General features: G+C 56.4%; 14 protein-coding genes. 3 read left to right on the top strand and 11 right to left on the bottom strand.

Going from position 1 to position 15,653, the window contains the following annotated elements:
• Window positions 1-77: 77 nt before the first annotated feature.
• A complete protein-coding gene (locus ACXLHR_RS01175; protein WP_458789718.1) occupies window positions 78-959 on the top strand; it encodes an AEC family transporter in 882 nt (293 codons plus the stop codon).
• 79 nt (window positions 960-1,038) lie between these two features.
• Window positions 1,039-1,623, top strand: a complete 585-nt coding sequence (locus ACXLHR_RS01170) for a transglycosylase SLT domain-containing protein (RefSeq protein WP_458789717.1) — start codon at window positions 1,039-1,041, stop codon at window positions 1,621-1,623.
• A gap of 31 nt (window positions 1,624-1,654) precedes the next feature.
• Here ACXLHR_RS01170 and ACXLHR_RS01165 read toward each other — a convergent pair whose 3' ends face one another.
• From ACXLHR_RS01165 to mgtE, 10 genes are all read right to left on the bottom strand, one after another.
• Window positions 1,655-2,194 carry a cytochrome b gene (locus tag ACXLHR_RS01165; protein WP_458789716.1) on the bottom strand — a complete coding sequence of 180 codons (540 nt, stop codon included), beginning with the start codon at window positions 2,192-2,194 and terminating at the stop codon, window positions 1,655-1,657.
• Between the two features lie 62 nt (window positions 2,195-2,256).
• Window positions 2,257-2,862, bottom strand: a complete 606-nt coding sequence (locus ACXLHR_RS01160; protein ID WP_458789715.1) for a LolA family protein — start codon at window positions 2,860-2,862, stop codon at window positions 2,257-2,259.
• A gap of 120 nt (window positions 2,863-2,982) precedes the next feature.
• Window positions 2,983-3,960: a N(2)-acetyl-L-2,4-diaminobutanoate deacetylase DoeB gene (gene doeB, locus ACXLHR_RS01155; protein ID WP_458789714.1), complete on the bottom strand. Its 978-nt coding sequence runs from the start codon at window positions 3,958-3,960 to the stop codon at window positions 2,983-2,985.
• Window positions 3,961-3,962: 2 nt separating this feature from the next.
• Window positions 3,963-5,147, bottom strand: coding sequence for an ectoine hydrolase DoeA (gene doeA / locus ACXLHR_RS01150; protein ID WP_458789713.1), 1,185 nt, complete (start codon window positions 5,145-5,147; stop codon window positions 3,963-3,965).
• Between the two features lie 30 nt (window positions 5,148-5,177).
• Entirely contained in the window at window positions 5,178-7,412 is a 2,235-nt protein-coding gene (locus tag ACXLHR_RS01145; protein WP_458789712.1) for a heavy metal translocating P-type ATPase, read from the bottom strand.
• A 14-nt stretch (window positions 7,413-7,426) separates the two neighbouring features.
• On the bottom strand, window positions 7,427-8,803 hold the full coding sequence (locus tag ACXLHR_RS01140) for an aminotransferase (RefSeq protein ID WP_458789711.1): 1,377 nt from the start codon (window positions 8,801-8,803) through the stop codon (window positions 7,427-7,429).
• A gap of 137 nt (window positions 8,804-8,940) precedes the next feature.
• On the bottom strand, window positions 8,941-9,984 hold the full coding sequence (locus ACXLHR_RS01135; RefSeq protein WP_458789710.1) for a succinylglutamate desuccinylase/aspartoacylase family protein: 1,044 nt from the start codon (window positions 9,982-9,984) through the stop codon (window positions 8,941-8,943).
• On the bottom strand, window positions 9,984-10,889 hold the full coding sequence (gene rimK, locus ACXLHR_RS01130) for a 30S ribosomal protein S6--L-glutamate ligase (RefSeq protein WP_458789709.1): 906 nt from the start codon (window positions 10,887-10,889) through the stop codon (window positions 9,984-9,986). The genes ACXLHR_RS01135 and rimK overlap by 1 nt, the downstream gene beginning before the upstream one ends.
• A gap of 33 nt (window positions 10,890-10,922) precedes the next feature.
• Entirely contained in the window at window positions 10,923-11,378 is a 456-nt protein-coding gene (locus ACXLHR_RS01125; protein WP_458789708.1) for an ATP-dependent zinc protease family protein, read from the bottom strand.
• 2 nt (window positions 11,379-11,380) lie between these two features.
• Window positions 11,381-12,754 carry a magnesium transporter gene (mgtE, locus tag ACXLHR_RS01120; RefSeq protein ID WP_458789707.1) on the bottom strand — a complete coding sequence of 458 codons (1,374 nt, stop codon included), beginning with the start codon at window positions 12,752-12,754 and terminating at the stop codon, window positions 11,381-11,383.
• 82 nt (window positions 12,755-12,836) lie between these two features.
• On the opposite strand from mgtE, the gene ACXLHR_RS01115 reads away from it, so the two are divergent.
• Window positions 12,837-13,121: a hypothetical protein gene (locus tag ACXLHR_RS01115; RefSeq protein ID WP_458789706.1), complete on the top strand. Its 285-nt coding sequence runs from the start codon at window positions 12,837-12,839 to the stop codon at window positions 13,119-13,121.
• A gap of 183 nt (window positions 13,122-13,304) precedes the next feature.
• Here ACXLHR_RS01115 and ACXLHR_RS01110 read toward each other — a convergent pair whose 3' ends face one another.
• Window positions 13,305-15,620: a TRAP transporter permease gene (locus ACXLHR_RS01110; RefSeq protein WP_458789705.1), complete on the bottom strand. Its 2,316-nt coding sequence runs from the start codon at window positions 15,618-15,620 to the stop codon at window positions 13,305-13,307.
• Between the last annotated feature and the right edge of the window lie 33 nt (window positions 15,621-15,653).

Genomic DNA, 15,653 nt, shown 5'->3' with positions numbered 1-15,653 from the left:
TTGTCCCCCGCTTGCTTATTAACCGTCCTTAGTGGGTAGTGTCTATCCTTTGCCGTTCAAAATAAAGGAAACAGTCTGTGAACCTTGCGCTAACAGTTCTTAATATCACGGCTCCGGTTTTCATCTTGGGTGCCATTGGCTACGCTTGGGTAAAGCTTGGGTTCGAGTATCGCGTTGAATTTGTCACGCGGTTAACGATGACCTTGTCGGTCCCCTGTCTGATTTTTGTGGCCTTGATGACCGCAGACCTTGATCCGCAAGCGTTGGCGTCTTTGTCGCTGGCCAGTTTTGCCGCTTATATCATTGTTTCTTTAGCGTTTATGTTAATTCTCAAACTGCGCGGATTGTCGTATTCGACCTATCTGGCCCCGCTCGTTTTTGGCAATACCGGCAATCTTGGCCTACCTTTGGCGATGTTCGCGTTCGGGGATGCGGGGTTGAGTTATGCGGTTGTGGTGTTTGCGGTCATGGCAATCTTGTCGTTTACGATTGGTGTTTGGGTCGTGGCGGGCGGCGGATCGTTGCTGCGCGTTTTCAAAGAACCTGTGGTCGCGGCGACTGTTCTAGGGGCGCTATTTTTGTGGCAAGGCTGGAGCACGCCGCAGTTTTTGACCAGTGCATTGCAGTTGACCGGTCAAATGGCGATTCCCATTATGTTGATTACGCTGGGTGTGGCGGTGGCCCGTCTACAGACCCGTGCGATGGGTCAGGCGATTTGGCTGTCGGTGGTCAAGGCGCTGATTTGTGCGGCCGCTGCATGGTTTGCCGCGCGCTGGTTTGGTCTGGCGCCTGTTCCGACGGCGGTTCTGATCGTGCAAATCTCGACCCCTGTGGCTGTCACATCTTATTTATTGGCCGAAAAATATGGCGATGATGCACAGCCAGTTGCGGGCATGGTTGTCGCGTCCACTGTTCTGTCAGTGATCACTTTACCGCTTATCCTGGCATTTGTGATCTGACACGCTGTCAAAAACGGTTCACAGCCGCGCTACCTTACGCTATGGTAGGAAAAAATAATCGATAAAAAGCGAGAGGCATATGAGCAGCATCTTTCGCGCAATGATACTATTGGTGGCTTTGGGTAGCTGTGGGTCGAAGAATTTTTCGGCGCCGCGCAACCTTGATAACGCTTGTTCCATTGTATCCGAGCGCCCAGAATATCTACGTGCCTTTAAGGCAACCGAGCGTAAGTGGGGGGTTCCTGTCCCTGTTTTGATGGCTATCATCTATCAAGAGAGCAAGTTTATCGGGAATAACCGCACGCCGCATCAATATGCCTTGGGTGTTATCCCGATCGGGCGTCAGTCATCGGCCTTTGGCTATTCGCAGGCTTTGGATGGCACATGGGAAGAGTATCAGCAGCAGCATGGTGGCAGGCGCGCCAAGCGTGATGATATCGGTGATGCCACGGATTTCATGGGTTGGTATATGGTGCAGACCCGCGATGCGACAGGCGTACCCTTGTCGGATACACGCAACCAATATCTAGCCTATCACGATGGGCGTTCGGGATATTTGCGCGGCACATGGAAAAGCAAAAGCTGGTTGATCCGCATCGCGGATGGTCTTGAGGGGCGTGCCGTGACCTATGATGCGCAGTTACGGGCTTGCCGTAAGAGATAAAAAAAGGCGCCTGAGTGGGCGCCTTTTTTGTTTATGCCATGCGTTTGATGATGTCGTCTTTTTTGATCATCCGGTGCCAGATGACCGCCATTCCGATATGCCCAATAATCAAGGCCGCGAGGATCCAGCCCATTTCGCCATGCCATTCGGCAGCAGTCTGCGTCCAGGCGATGGCGGTTTCGCGGGCGGGAAAGATTTCGATGCCAAAGTAGCTAAGACCGCGCTTCCCTCCTGCCGAGGCGATAATTCTGACCAATGGCACGATGATCATCAGCCCGTAAAGTGCAATATGGCCAAAACCGGCGGCTTTACCCATTGCGCCAGCTTGGTGGGCGGGGCGTTGTTTAAGATTGATAAGCCCCCAAATGCCCCGCAGGATCACAAGCAGAAACAGGGTCATTCCCAAATTGGGGTGGTAGCTCCAAAGTGTTTCGCGCAGGGCGTTCTCACGGGGCAACGCCCAATGCGCTACAGCGGCCAGAAATTGCGCCGCAAAGAGGCCGGCCATCCCCCAATGCAGCACCCTGCTGACGGGTCCATAGCGGGTTGGCTGGTCGAGAAGATCGGTCATATTACGCTCCGTTTTACACAAATATATATGTGTAACGTCGCAATGACCAATCTCCGTCGATTTTATTTATTCCAGTTGTCCATTTCGCTGGTGATGTTGAATTTGATGTCACCGATAGACCCGCCTTTGACCATGTCGTTAAGGATCACGGTGGTTTGGCTGCCGACGTTGTCTGTCACGATCCATTGGCGCAATTCCACAGGGTTCGCCGTGAACACCATCTGGATGTTGCCGTACTCGGGGTGATCAGGGTCTTGGGCGGTAATCGTGGTTTGGGTACCGTCCGAGGAATGACCTGTAACCATGCGCGCGGCACCGAGGTTCACGTTGCGCTCGAGGATGATTTTCAACGGAGTTTGGTTCAGCGGGTAGCGGTCAGGACCGTTGTTGGAGCGCGGATCAAAGATCGCCACTTGCCCGCCGCCAGCCACGACCAGCGAGTTATCGGGCGCGTTATATTCAAACCGGATGCGCCCTGGTCGTTTGATGTAAATTTGCCCTGTCGAGAGCGTGCCATCGGCGTTGATTTGGGTGAAGCCCCCTTGGGCGGTTTGCAGCCCGTTGAGGTAGGTCGAGACCTCGTTCAGCGAAAGTTGCTGCGCCATTGCGGGCAGGCCCGTGACGGAGAGGGCGGCGGCCAATGTCAGAAAGAGACGTCGTTTCATCATAATCTTACCTTTGTTGCGCAGGGTCGTGGTGGTCCCTGACAGATAGGGATCAGATAGCCCTATGACCAGATGTTAAGCGATAACAGTGGGTGCGTCGGCGGATAACACCACTGTCAGGGTCTATTTTTCAGGGATGCCAATGACACAGGCGCAGTCGCCCATTTTGATCAGGCCTGAAAAATGACGCCCGATCAGGATGCCGTTGCCTGCGGCGGTAAGGATTTGCGGGGCGCTGCCTGTGCGTGTGTAGTCCCATATTTTGCCGATGGGTTGGTGTTTTTCGACGGGATCACCGAGGTCGATGAGTGGCTCGAATAGCCCCGCGTGGCTGGCAAAGGTAAAGGATTCGCCCGCTATCATATTGATGAAAGTGGTGGGGCTGGTCGCAAGTGTGCCTTGCAGGATGCCCGCGTGGATCAAAAGGTTGCGCGTTCCTTTTTTGGCGATGGCAATGGATCGCGCGGTTGCGGTGCCGCCGCCGCCAAGTTCGGTAGAGATAAAGATTTTCCCCATGTCTTCGACCGCTGTGTCGTACATGCCCACGTTATCGATTTCGCGCAGCATCACGGAATAGGGCGCGTTGAACGCCTGCATGGCTGCGACGCAAGCGGCCTGTTGGGTCGCACTGTCGAGCAGGTGTGCGGCGACGAAGGGGATGAAATCAAGAGTTTTGCCGCCTGAATGGAAATCAAGCACAATGTCGGCCAGCGGTACAAGCGTGGTTTGAAAGTAGGCGGCGATTTTCTGGGTCACGGTGCCTTTGGCGTCACCCGGAAAACTGCGGTTCAGGTTGCCGTGATCGATGGGCGAGGTGCGTGTGCCAGCGATAAACGCAGGGTGGTTCATGGTCGGCACGATGATGACGCGGCCTGTGATCTGGTCAGGCGTGAGGGTTGTGGCGAGGTCATGCAAGGCGACGGGACCCTCGTATTCGTCGCCGTGGTTGCCCCCTGTCAGCAACGCGGTTGGCCCCTGCCCGTTCCCTATCACGGTGATCGGGATCATAATCGCGCCCCACGCGCTATCGTCGCGCGAATAGGGCAGTTGCAGATGGCCGTGGTGCGTGCCGTTTTGATCAAGCGGGATAGTGGCGTGCATGGTTAATCCCTGACCACGAGGGCGCGGGGCACGTTTGCGAGACATTCAGGGGTGGTGTCGGTGATGCGGATGCTTTCGGTGATCTCGAACCCCCAATCGTCCATCCAGAGACCCGTCATAAAGTGGAAGGTCATATTTTCTTGCAACACGGTTTTGTCGCCGTCGCGAATTGACATGGTTCTTTCGCCCCAATCAGGTGGATAGCTTGAGCCGATGGAATAGCCTGCGCGGCTGTTTTTCTCGATGCCGTGGCGTTTGAGGGCGGCGAAAAACGCGTGCGCGATATCTTCGCAAAGGTTACCTGCGCGGGCTTTTTCAAGCCCTGCCTCCATGCCTTCGAGGATCGCGGTTTCGGCATCAAGGAAGACTTGGGTAGGTTTGCCTAAAAAAACCGTGCGCGAGAGCGGACAGTGGTAGCGGTGGTAGGCGCCCGCGAGTTCGAAAAACGTGCCTTCGCCAGATTTCAACGGGGCGTCGTCCCATGTGATGTGCGGTGCGCTGGCGTCGGCCCCTGACGGGAACATTGGCACGATGGACGGGTAATCGCCGCCGCCAAGGTCCGGGGTGTGGCGCAGGGCAGTGTCGTAGATTTCAGCGGCAAGATCGCATTTGCGCAGCCCCGGTTTGATAATGTCAAAGACCCGGTTATGCATAGCGGTGACGCGCTTGCCTGCGATACGCATGTAATCAAGTTCGGTGGGGGATTTCACCGCTCTTTGCCAGTTCACCAGCCCTGTGGCGTCAACAAAGAAAGCGTTGGGCAGATGGGTTTGCAAAGAACCGAACGCGGCGGCGGTGAACCAGTAGTTGTCCATTTCGACGCCGATATTCCCCCTGCCCCAGCCGATGCCTGTAAGTTTGGCCGAAAGGTAGTCCATCGGGTGCCGTTCGCTGGTTTGCACGTAGTAGTCGGGATAGCCGATGATACTGGCCTCATCCATGAAGCAGGTGCGCCGCGCGCCGTTGCCGTCCATGTCACGTCCAAACCAGATCGGATCGTCCGTCAGGCCAAGGACCACGCATTGGTGCACGTAAAAGGACCAACCGTTGTACCCCGTCAGCCAGTTCATGTTGGTGGGATCGGTGACGATCAGGGTGTCGATGCCTGCGACCTGCATGGCGGTGCGTGTTTTATCGATCCGTGAGCTGTATTCGTGGGCGCTGAAGTGCAGTGAAGGCGTGGCCATGGGATATCCTTTTGCAATCGATTGGAGGCGTTAGCCGACGATGCCCGCGCGTCTAAGACGTAGGGCGTTGGTGATGACAAAGACGCTAGAGAGCGCCATGGCCCCCGCCGCGAGCATGGGTGACAGAAGTGTGCCGTTGATCGGGTAAAGAACGCCCGCAGCAACAGGGATCAAAGCCGCGTTATAGGCAAAGGCCCAAAACAGGTTTTGTTTGATATTGCGCATAGTGGCGTGTGAGATCGCAAAGGCGCGCAGCACCCCCGACAGATCGCCGGACATCAGAACCATATCGGCGGATTCGATGGCCACGTCCGTGCCTGTGCCGATGGCGATGCCGATATCGGCGGTGGCTAATGCGGGCGCGTCATTGATGCCGTCGCCGACGAATGCCACGGTTTGGGTGTTGGCTTTAAGCTGGGTGATCGCATCAACTTTGCCATCGGGTAGGACGTCGGCAATGACCGTGTCGATGTTAAGGGTCTTTGCCACGGCGCTGGCGGTTTGACTGTTGTCGCCTGTGATCATGGCGACCTTGAGGCCCATTTCATGTAGGGCTGCGATGATTTCAGCGGCGTTGGGCTTGATCGGATCCGAGACGGCTATGAGGGCGGCAAGTTGGCCGTTTATGGCGATGTAGAACGGGGATTGGCCTTGCTGCGCGAGGGCGGTGGCTTCGGTTGTTTTCTCGGTGATGTTGATGTCTTCGCTTTGCATCAAACGGGCGTTGCCGATGAGAACGTTGTCGCCGTTAATGGTGCCTTGCAAGCCGTAGCCAGTGAGAGTGTTAAAGTCTTTGACGGGCAGCAGAGGCTCCGAGCTGGCATTAACCACCGCGGTGCCGATGGGGTGTTCGGATTGGGCTTCGAGGCTGGCGGCAATTTGCAAGGTGGTGGTTTCGTCAAAGTCGTTAGCAGGGGAAAATGTGGTAAGCGTGGGTTTGCCCAAGGTGAGCGTGCCGGTTTTATCAAACGCGACCACGGTGGCGGATTGCAGCTGTTGCAGTGCGTCGCCCTTGCGAAACAGCACGCCCAGTTCAGCCGCGCGGCCTGTGCCGACCATGATCGAGGTCGGGGTGGCGAGACCCATGGCGCAGGGACATGCGACGATCAGGACCGAGACGCCAGAAACCAGCGCGAGGCCCAGCGCAGGATCAGGACCGAGGGTCAGCCAAATTAGCACGGTGAGGGCTGCAAGGCCGAGGACAACAGGCACGAACCAGCCTGTCACGCGGTTGACGAGCTCTTGGATCGGCAACCGCGCACCTTGGGCGTCTTGCACCATGCGGATGATTTGCGCGAGCGTTGTGTCGCCGCCGACCCGTGTGGCGGTGATGATCAGTGCGCCTGTGCCGTTGATAGTCGCCCCTGTCACATTGTCGCCGATGGTTTTACGCGCGGGGATTGGCTCGCCTGTGATCATGGACTCGTCAATGTGTGACGTGCCCTCCGAGATGGTGCCATCAACGGGGATTTGTGCGCCGGGGCGGACTTCGATTTTGTCATTGACGACGATTTTGGTGATGTCGAGGTCGATCACTTTGCCTTTGCGGATCACGCGGGCGGTTTTTGGCGCGAGGTTGATCAGTTTGCGGATCGCATCGCCGGTTTGGCCTTTGGCGCGGGCCTCTAAAAGGCGACCAAGCAGGATCAGGGTGATGATGACGGCGGCGGCCTCGAAGTAGACCCCGCGAGAGCCTACTGGCAGGATTGATGGGGTAAAGGTCGCGATTGTAGAGAATCCCCACGCGGCGAGTGTGCCGAGGGCGACGAGCGCGTTCATGTCGGGCGCGCCTTTAAGCAGCGCAGGGATACCTTTGCGGTAAAAATCGTAGCCCGGCCATGCCATGATGATCGTGGTCAGGGCGAATTGGATCAGCTTGTCGTTTTGAGAACCGAGGGTCGCCTCAATCCACATCGCAAAACTGTGGAATGTGTGGGCGCCCATCGCGAGGATAAACACGGGAACGGTCAGGATCGCTGCGATTTTCACGCGCTGGGCGAGCTCGGTCGCTTCGGCGGCTTTGCGGTCATGCTGCGCGTTGGGGTCGATTTGCAACGAGGCGGGGTAGCCTGCGAGGGTCGAGATATTGGCGATCTCAGACGCGGTAATCAGGTCCGGATCAAAGTGGACCGTGCCTGTTTCAGTGGCGAGATTAACCTGCGCCTCTGTGACGCCTTTAGCGCCAGCAAGTGCCGTCTCGACCCGCCCCAAGCAAGAGGCGCAGGACATGCCTTGAATGTCGATCTGAATGGTCTCTACGGTCATGGCATGTCCTAATCTTATAGTGCGTTGGTGACTTCGTGCAGCGCGTCTTTTGTGACTGAAATAACGTGGTCGAGCTCGTCGGGAGTGATGCACAGCGGTGGTGCAAAACCGATGATATCGCCCTCTGGCATCGCGCGCGCGATGACATCGCGTTTGGCCATTGCAGCGACCACAGCGGGCCCGATTTTTTGGGCGGGGTCAAAGAGTTTCAGTGGTGATTTTGATGTTCCAAGTTCGATAGCCGCCATCAGCCCTTCGCCGCGCACGTCTACAACATATTTGTGGTCGCTAAAGGCGTCTTTCAAGGCTTGGTTCAGGTATGCGCCTGTGGTGCGCGCGTTGTCGATCAGCCCGAGTTTGTCGATCAGATTGAGGTTAGCGACCCCCGCTGCGGCCCCGATAGGGTGCGCCGAATAGGTCCAACCGTGGCCGATAGGGCCGTTTTCATCCGTGCCCTGTTCCAGCACTTTCCACACCCTTTCAGAGATTATCGAGCCTGAAAGCGGTGCGTAAGCCGAGGTGAGACCCTTGGCGATGGTGATAAAGTCGGCCTCTATTTCGTAATGCTCAGAGCCGAACTTGCTACCTAAACGCCCAAAGCCTGTGACGACTTCGTCGATGATCAGTAAGATATCGTATTTGCGCAGCACCGCTTGGATTGCGGCCCAGTAGCCTGCGGGCGGTGGCACGATGCCGCCTGTGCCCAACACCGGTTCACCGATGAAGGCGGCGATTGTGTCGGGGCCTTCGGCTAGGATCATCGCTTCGAGCTTGGCAGCGCAATCGGCAGAGAAGTCAGCCTCCGACATGTCGGGCTTTTCGCGGCGCAAGTAGTAAGGTGCCTGTGTGTGAAGAACACCTGCGAGCGGCAGGTCGAATTTGTTGTGGAAAAACCCGAGGCCCGTAAGCGAGCCTGTCATCAGGCCAGAGCCGTGGTAGCCGCGCCAGCGCGAGATGATTTTCTTTTTCTGCGGGCGGCCAAGGATGTTGTTGTAATACCAGACCAGTTTGATGTTGGTCTCGTTGGCGTCAGAGCCGCTTTGCCCGAAATAAACTTTGGACATATTGGCGGGCGCGCGGTCCATCACCATTTTTGCCAGCGTGATCGACGCCTCGGTGCCGTGGCCAACGTAAGAGTGATAGTAGGCTAGTTCGTGCGCTTGTTTAGAAATCGCGTCGGCAATTTCGGTACGTCCGTAGCCCACGTTGACGCAGTAGAGACCCGCAAATGCGTCAAGCATCCTGCGTCCGTCGCGGTCGGTGATGTGCACGCCTTTGCCTGAGGAAATGATCCGCGTCGGGGTTTCGCCGCGTGCGTGCTGGGCCAAGTGGGTTGAAGAATGAAAGAAGTTTTCGCGATCCCATTGGGCCAGTTCGTCGTTGTTCTGCATGATCGTTTCTCCTTGGATTCGGCGTCCATAAATGAGGGCTGATGCCAAAGTTATTCAGGGACGCCGCGCGAATAGCAAGGCTTGTGACCGAAGGCACACAAAACGGGCCTGCATCATCGTCAGAGATACGTGACCGGTTAGATGATTTCGTCTTCATCAAATAGTGGGTCATCGGTGAGTTGGTCGTTAAGATCCTCGACGGCACCTTCAGCGATAGACATGGATTTCACGCGCGCGAGATGGAAGACGGCGTCGCCTTCGTTGACGATGGGCAGCACGGCGCGCCCGACAACAATGCCGTTAAACGGGGCTGTGATATCCTGTTCTTTTTCCCCAAACGGGTCAGCGACCACAGCCATGACATCGCCTTGCGCCACGACATCGCCGTTCGCTTTGAAGGTACGCAATAGTCCGCCAGCGGGGGCGCGTAGCCATTTGCTAGAGGTGCAATATTGTGGTGATGCTTTGGGTTTTGCGATGCCCTTGGCAGGAAGCTGGCCGACATGCCGCAGCACCCGCAGGATGCCTGCGACCCCTGCCCGCACGGACATTTCGTCAAACCGCAGGCCTTCGCCAGCCTCGTAGAGCAGGATGTCTTTGCCGATATCTTTTGCTGCACCTCGCAGAGACCCCGCGCGCAGCGGCGATTGCAGGATCACCGGTGCGCCGAAGACTTCGGCCAGTTCAGCAGTATAGGCGTTGTCGGGCGAGATGCGCACTTGCGGCAGGTTGGTGCGGTGGATCGCGGCAGAGTGCAGATCGATGCCTAGGTCGCAGCGGCTTACGATTTCGGTCAGAAACAGATGGGCCAGACGCGAGGCGAGCGAGCCGCCCGGCGTGCCTGGGAACATGCGATTGAGGTCGCGTCTGTCGGGCAGATAGCGCGAGTGGTTGATGAACCCGAAAGCGTTCACAATCGGGATCACGATCAGGGTGCCGCGCAGCGATTTGAGGTTGGGCGCACGCAACAAGCGACGCACAATTTCAACGCCGATCACTTCGTCGCCGTGGATGCCCGCGCTGACAAACACAGTAGGACCACTGACCTTTGCGTGGATGACATGCACGGACATCGACACCGGCGTGTGGTCGGACAGCACGCTGACAGGAAGATCAACGGTCTGGCGGGTGCCTGCGGGGACGCTATGGCCCCCGATCTCAAAGGCTGCGCGAGAGGGCATCAACCTTTGCCTTTGGTTTTCGTGTTCCCTTTTTCGGCGCTCTTTTCGAGATATTCTATAATCATGCCGGCCACATCCAAGCCTGTCGCTTTTTCCACGCCTTCGAGACCCGGGGACGAGTTGACTTCCATCACAACGGGGCCGTGATTAGAGCGCAGCATATCAACGCCGCAGACGTTCAGACCCATGGCTTTGGCTGCACGGATCGCGGTTGAACGTTCTTCAGGCGAGAGTTTGATTACCTGTGCGGAACCGCCACGGTGCAGGTTCGAGCGAAAGTCGCCTTCAGCGCCTGTGCGTTTCATCGCCGCGATCACCTTGCCGCCGACAACAATGGCACGGATGTCAGTCCCGGCAGATTCTTTGATGAATTCTTGCAGCAGGATGTTAACGCCGGACGCGCGGAAGGCCTCGATCACGGAAGTCGCAGAGCGGTTGGTATCGGCCAAAACAACACCCAGACCTTGGGTCCCTTCGAGCAGTTTGATCACGATGGGCGCGCCACCAGCAAGTTTCAGGACTTCGTCGGTTTGCTTGGGGTCATGGGCAAACGTGGTGACCGGCAGGCCGATGCCGTCGCGTGCAAGCAGTTGCATCGAGCGCAGTTTGTCCCGGCTACGACCGATTGCGACGCTTTCATTCAACGGGTAGACGCCCATCATTTCAAACTGGCGCAGCACGGCGAGACCGTAGAATGTGACCGATGCACCGATACGCGGAATGACAGCGTCGTAGCCTTCGAGTTTGTCGCCGTTGTAATACATTTCGGGGCGACGCGAGGCGATGTTCATATAGCAGCGCAGCGTATTGATGATATCTAACTGGTGGCCGCGTTCTTCGGCGGCGTCTTTCAGACGCTGGTGGGAATAGAGTTTTGCATTGCGGGCCATCATTGCGATCTTCATGGAAATTCTTTCTGCCTTTAAGGCGGTTAGACCTTAAGCGTGGGTCAAATTCGCGCGGCGTGTATGCACCGCAATATTATGGTTTTTCAACGCAGAGCGGCCTACGATGATCTGGAACCGCATGTTGCTGCGATCTGTGAGGGATACCGAAATCGGCCATGTGCGATCGGTGAGTTTCAGAGTGGTGCGGATGACGATCCGTTGTTCGGGAATGCCACTGGTGTTTTTGATATCACGGCGGTCATGGATAGGCGCCGATATCCAGATCAAGGGCGCGTTTTCCGAATGCTGCACCTGAAACCGCACCCATTCCGCGCCACCTTGCATGAAAGGTTCGATATGGGTCGCGTGTAACGCGGTAGTGCGCGCACCGGTGTCGATCTTGGCCTTAACGCGCAGCAATTGCAGGTCAGGCAGGTCCAGATGTTCCATCCAGCCGATAACCAGCAGGTCGGGTTTAAGCTTTTTAAACTTTTTAGCCGTATCCATGATTACACCAACCACGGCATCATGAGGGTCGCAAGACTAAGAACAAGAAAGAAACCGGCCATATCTGTGACGGTTGTCAGCAACGGGCCGCTCGCCACTGCAGGGTCCTGCCCCATGCGTTTCAGCACAAGCGGCACAACGCCACCGATTGACACCGCGAGCATTGTATTCAGAGCAAGGGCGAGACCGATCACAAGACCAAGGGCGGGGTTACCTTTCCAGATCCACGCGACAATTCCGATGAGGATACCGAGAGCAATGCCATTAATCACGCCGACGCTGATTTCTTTGAGCCAGACCTTAAATGCGTCTTTGGGGCGCACCAGACCGAGGCTAAGTTCACGCATGGTCACGCCAACCGCCTGATTGCCCGAGCAGCCCGACATATCCGATACCATGGGCAGGAACACGGCAATGGCAATGACAGCGAGCAGCGTTTCTTCGTAAGCAGAGATCACTGAGGCAGCGACCATGTTGAGCACGATATTTGCAGAAAGCCACGCAAGGCGGCGCCGCGAGCGTAGCCATGTGGGCATAGAGCGTAACTCGTCCCCGACCACACCTTGCAGTTTCAGGTTTTCGCTTTCGGCGCGTTCAAGCAGAGCCTGAGAGACCGCGTCGCGCGAAACCACGCCCAGAAGCCGTCCGTTTTTATCGACAACAGGCACACCGAGAAAGTTATATTTATCAAAAATATCCTCGATATCCGATAATTTTGTCTCGGGCAAAACCGACATCGGCGTTACCATAATGGTGGTCAAAAGTGCCGCGCGTTTGGTCGCAAGCAACCCGCGCAGGGACACAACGCCTACGAGTTTGTCCGCGCTATCAACGATATAGGGGTGCTGGCCGCGATACCTGTCAACGTCTACGTCGTCGCGCGCCAGAACCTTGATCACGTCGCTGACGGACATGGTGTCGCGGCATTCGAACACCTCGGACATCATCAAGCCACCGGCAGTGTCATCGGCGTATTCCGAGAGCCTGCGCACCTCGGCAGCATCGGCCGCGTCCATCTGGCCAAGGATTGCCTCGGCTTCTTTGTCGTCCATGTCGCCGATCAAATCGGCCTGCACGTCCGAGTCCAGCTCGTCCATGATTTCGACGGCGCGGGCAGTATCGAGGTCTTCCATCAGACCTGCCGCCAACTCGTGCGGCGCTTCCTCGACGAGGACTGCGGCCATTTCGGTTGTGATCAGCGTCAGGACGTTCCGGCGGTCGTCCGCAGACAGGTCCAACAGTTCGCGCAGCCCTTCTGACAAGGGCAAGCGCGCGAAGAGCGCATTCAATTCCGTTGCATCGCCTGACAATACCGCAGCTTGCAATATGTCGGACAGGTCAATGTCCAGCTCTGGTGGTATGGCGTGTTGGTTCATATGCGGTTCTCCATGCAGTTATTTACATAGACAAATAAATGCTGTCTATAGACAAATATATGTAACGAAAATAGAGATAGAGATGACACAGTTCCAGATTGCCGCAGGCCGGATTGCACAGCTTTACAGCAAGAGTTTTGGCGGAAAAGCAGGAGGTCGGTTCCGCATGTCATCCAAACAACTCAAAGAATTGCTAGGCTGCCGGCGGCTCTACGAAGACGATATCGAGCAATTGAAACGCGCCACTTTGGAGGCGGGTTTTGTGTTGATTGATATGGACAGTTTTTTCGTTCTGCTCAGCGCCAACGCGTTTGTGAATTATCGCCGCGTCAGCGCCGAGGCGCTAGTGTCCACCACGCAGCAGTAATTTTTCAGGCTTGGTCGTGTTTGCGCATAACTTGGAAAGCGCCTTTGGAAATGCCGACCCCAACGGTTCCTGCCCTTCATACATCTCGCAGGATCTGTAGACCCCTTGTCGTGAACGCCTCCCTCTTTCCCGCTTAGGCAGAAAAGAGGGAGCGTCGTACAGCTTAGGGCAAGCTAGGCGTCGTCAATCGGCCCCTCGGACCTCGAATGGCGCGTCCGGGTCGGGGCGTATAAACTTCTGGATTGCCCAGACAGCCACCGCGCCGCCCACACCGATCAGATCGGTGACAAGACCGCCCTCAATCATAAACAGCGCGAGGATACCGATCACAATACGCAACCACCAGACGGTGCGCCCGCCCATGAACCACCCCTGAACTGCCGCAGCGAGCAGGAATATGCCCACCACAGCCGTGACGCCAGACTGCAGAATTTCGGGCCATGTACCATCCATCAGCAATGCGGAATTGTAGAAGAACATGAATGGCACGACGAACGCAGCGATCCCGATTTTGAAGGATGCGACCGAGGTTGCCATCGGATTGGCACCGGAAATACCCGCGGCAGCATAACTCGCCAACGCCACTGGCGGCGTGATTGAACTAACGACCGCAAAGTAGAAGACAAAGAAGTGCGCTGTCAAAAGCGGAATACCGAGATTGACGAGACCGGGGGCCACGACACTTGCTGCGACAGCATAGGCCGCCGTTGTGGGCATCCCCATCCCAAGAAGGATTGCGATCAGCATTGCAAAGAACAGTGCCGCAAGCTCGGATGTCCCCGCGATACCAAGAAGCAACGAAGAGAACCGCGCGCCAACGCCTGTAAGCGAAATGACACCCACGATGATACCCGCACAAGCACAGACAATGATAATCTGGATCGCCATAGCACCGGCAAGTTCAAACGCCTTACCGAAAGCGCGCGGACCCATCGGTGAATGTCCCTCCGCAGACCAGCCGAACGTCCGCGAGAAAAACGGCGGCAACCACGAAACGACAGCCGCCGACATCGTGGCAAGCGTACCCGCACGAATGACCGAATATCCCATAAACAGTGCTGCAATAAGAATGATGATCGGAAGAAACAGATAGACCTGACGCATAAGCTTGTTCAGCTTTGGCAACTCGTCCGCACGCATACCGCGCATGCCCAGTTTCGCCGCCTCGAAATCGACCATGAAGTAGATCGAGACGAAGTAAAGAATGGCAGGAATGACCGCGGCAAGAGCGATTTCCGTGTAAGGGATGCCTGTCACTTCGGCCATGATAAACGCGCCAGCGCCCATGATCGGTGGCATGATCTGCCCGCCAGTCGATGCGGCGGCTTCGACCGCGCCTGCGGTCGTTGGTTTGTATCCGACACGTTTCATTAACGGGATCGTCAGTGATCCGGTCGCAACCACGTTGCCCGCCGACGTACCGTTGATCATCCCCATCAAGCCGCTGGCAAAAATAGACACTTTGGCCGGACCACCACGCGAACGACCCGCTGCGGCGAATGCAAAATTAATGAAATAATCGCCAACTTTAGACGCCGAAAGGAATGCCGCAAAGATGATAAACAAAATGATGTAAGTTGAGGACACTGCCGTTGTTGGCCCGAGGATACCTGCGTCAGTGTAAACCTGACTAAAGAATCTCTGCCACGAAATCTCTGGTGAATTTAGAAATCCTGGCAAATGCTGGCCGGTGAAAACGTAGACCAGAAAGACGACCGAGATGATGACAAGTGCAAGCCCCGCGACACGGCGCGTCAACTCCAGGATCAGCAAGACGCCTGATACAGCCGCAAGCGAAATTCCGATGGGCGCAAACGGAGTGCCCGTCGAATTGCGCATTAAGGTCCCATAGATAGTAATCAGGTACACCGCGACCGCCGCCGCACAAATCCCCAGCACAATATCAGGTGCCGCAACACCGTCGCGCTGCTTGCGATGGAACCAGCTTAGCACAATGGCGCCTGCCGTCGCGATAAGCAGCGGCACACCATACCACCACGTTTCGCGGTTGCGAATACCTTCGTCCATGCCGTTCCACATCGCACCATTTGCGATCTCGACGCTGAAGGTTAAAGCCGTCGCAAGCGACACCAGCGCAACGCCCCCTAGCACCAGTGACGGCCAGTTTAGACCCCGTGATTCACTATGTTTATCTTCAGCAAACGGACGCGCGGAATAGAGCAGGAACCCCAAAAGAAGCGCACCTGCGACGTGAATTATGCGAAAGTTCCAGGTTTCCATCGGAAAGGTCGGCAACAGCGGAATTTCAACGCCAATCCAGCGCTCGATCGACAAACCATTGAGGGCAGCCATGTGAAACGCGGCATAAAGGCCGGCAACCCAGGCAATCGTTGTCATTCTCCATCCGGTGAAATCGCGTCGGTTAGCCTCCATAGGCTCTTCGTCTGCGCCTTCAGAGATAATGCCGCCGCTTTCAGCCAAACCACCGGCTTCAAGCTCTGGTCGCGTTTTTTCAATATCGTCTTGAAATCCGGCCATCTGTCGCTCCTTGTTCCCGCTGTAAGCAGGGTA

It is taken from the genome of Yoonia sp. MH D7 (assembly GCF_054439475.1).
The sequence above is the reverse complement of the archived record's forward strand: the minus strand, read 5'-3'. Positions and strand labels throughout refer to the sequence as shown.

Bases quoted from the DNA above. Each gene is read 5' to 3' on its own strand.
- ACXLHR_RS01170 (WP_458789717.1), top strand. From the start codon at position 1,039: ATGAGCAGCATCTTTCGCGCAATGATACTATTGGTGGCTTTGGGTAGC.
- ACXLHR_RS01165 (WP_458789716.1), bottom strand. From the start codon at position 2,194: ATGACCGATCTTCTCGACCAGCCAACCCGCTATGGACCCGTCAGCAGG.
- ACXLHR_RS01160 (WP_458789715.1), bottom strand. From the start codon at position 2,862: ATGATGAAACGACGTCTCTTTCTGACATTGGCCGCCGCCCTCTCCGTC.
- doeB (WP_458789714.1), bottom strand. From the start codon at position 3,960: ATGCACGCCACTATCCCGCTTGATCAAAACGGCACGCACCACGGCCAT.
- doeA (WP_458789713.1), bottom strand. From the start codon at position 5,147: ATGGCCACGCCTTCACTGCACTTCAGCGCCCACGAATACAGCTCACGG.
- ACXLHR_RS01145 (WP_458789712.1), bottom strand. From the start codon at position 7,412: ATGACCGTAGAGACCATTCAGATCGACATTCAAGGCATGTCCTGCGCC.
- ACXLHR_RS01140 (WP_458789711.1), bottom strand. From the start codon at position 8,803: ATGCAGAACAACGACGAACTGGCCCAATGGGATCGCGAAAACTTCTTT.
- ACXLHR_RS01135 (WP_458789710.1), bottom strand. From the start codon at position 9,984: ATGCCCTCTCGCGCAGCCTTTGAGATCGGGGGCCATAGCGTCCCCGCA.
- rimK (WP_458789709.1), bottom strand. From the start codon at position 10,889: ATGAAGATCGCAATGATGGCCCGCAATGCAAAACTCTATTCCCACCAG.
- ACXLHR_RS01125 (WP_458789708.1), bottom strand. From the start codon at position 11,378: ATGGATACGGCTAAAAAGTTTAAAAAGCTTAAACCCGACCTGCTGGTT.
- mgtE (WP_458789707.1), bottom strand. From the start codon at position 12,754: ATGAACCAACACGCCATACCACCAGAGCTGGACATTGACCTGTCCGAC.
- ACXLHR_RS01115 (WP_458789706.1), top strand. From the start codon at position 12,837: ATGACACAGTTCCAGATTGCCGCAGGCCGGATTGCACAGCTTTACAGC.
- ACXLHR_RS01110 (WP_458789705.1), bottom strand. From the start codon at position 15,620: ATGGCCGGATTTCAAGACGATATTGAAAAAACGCGACCAGAGCTTGAA.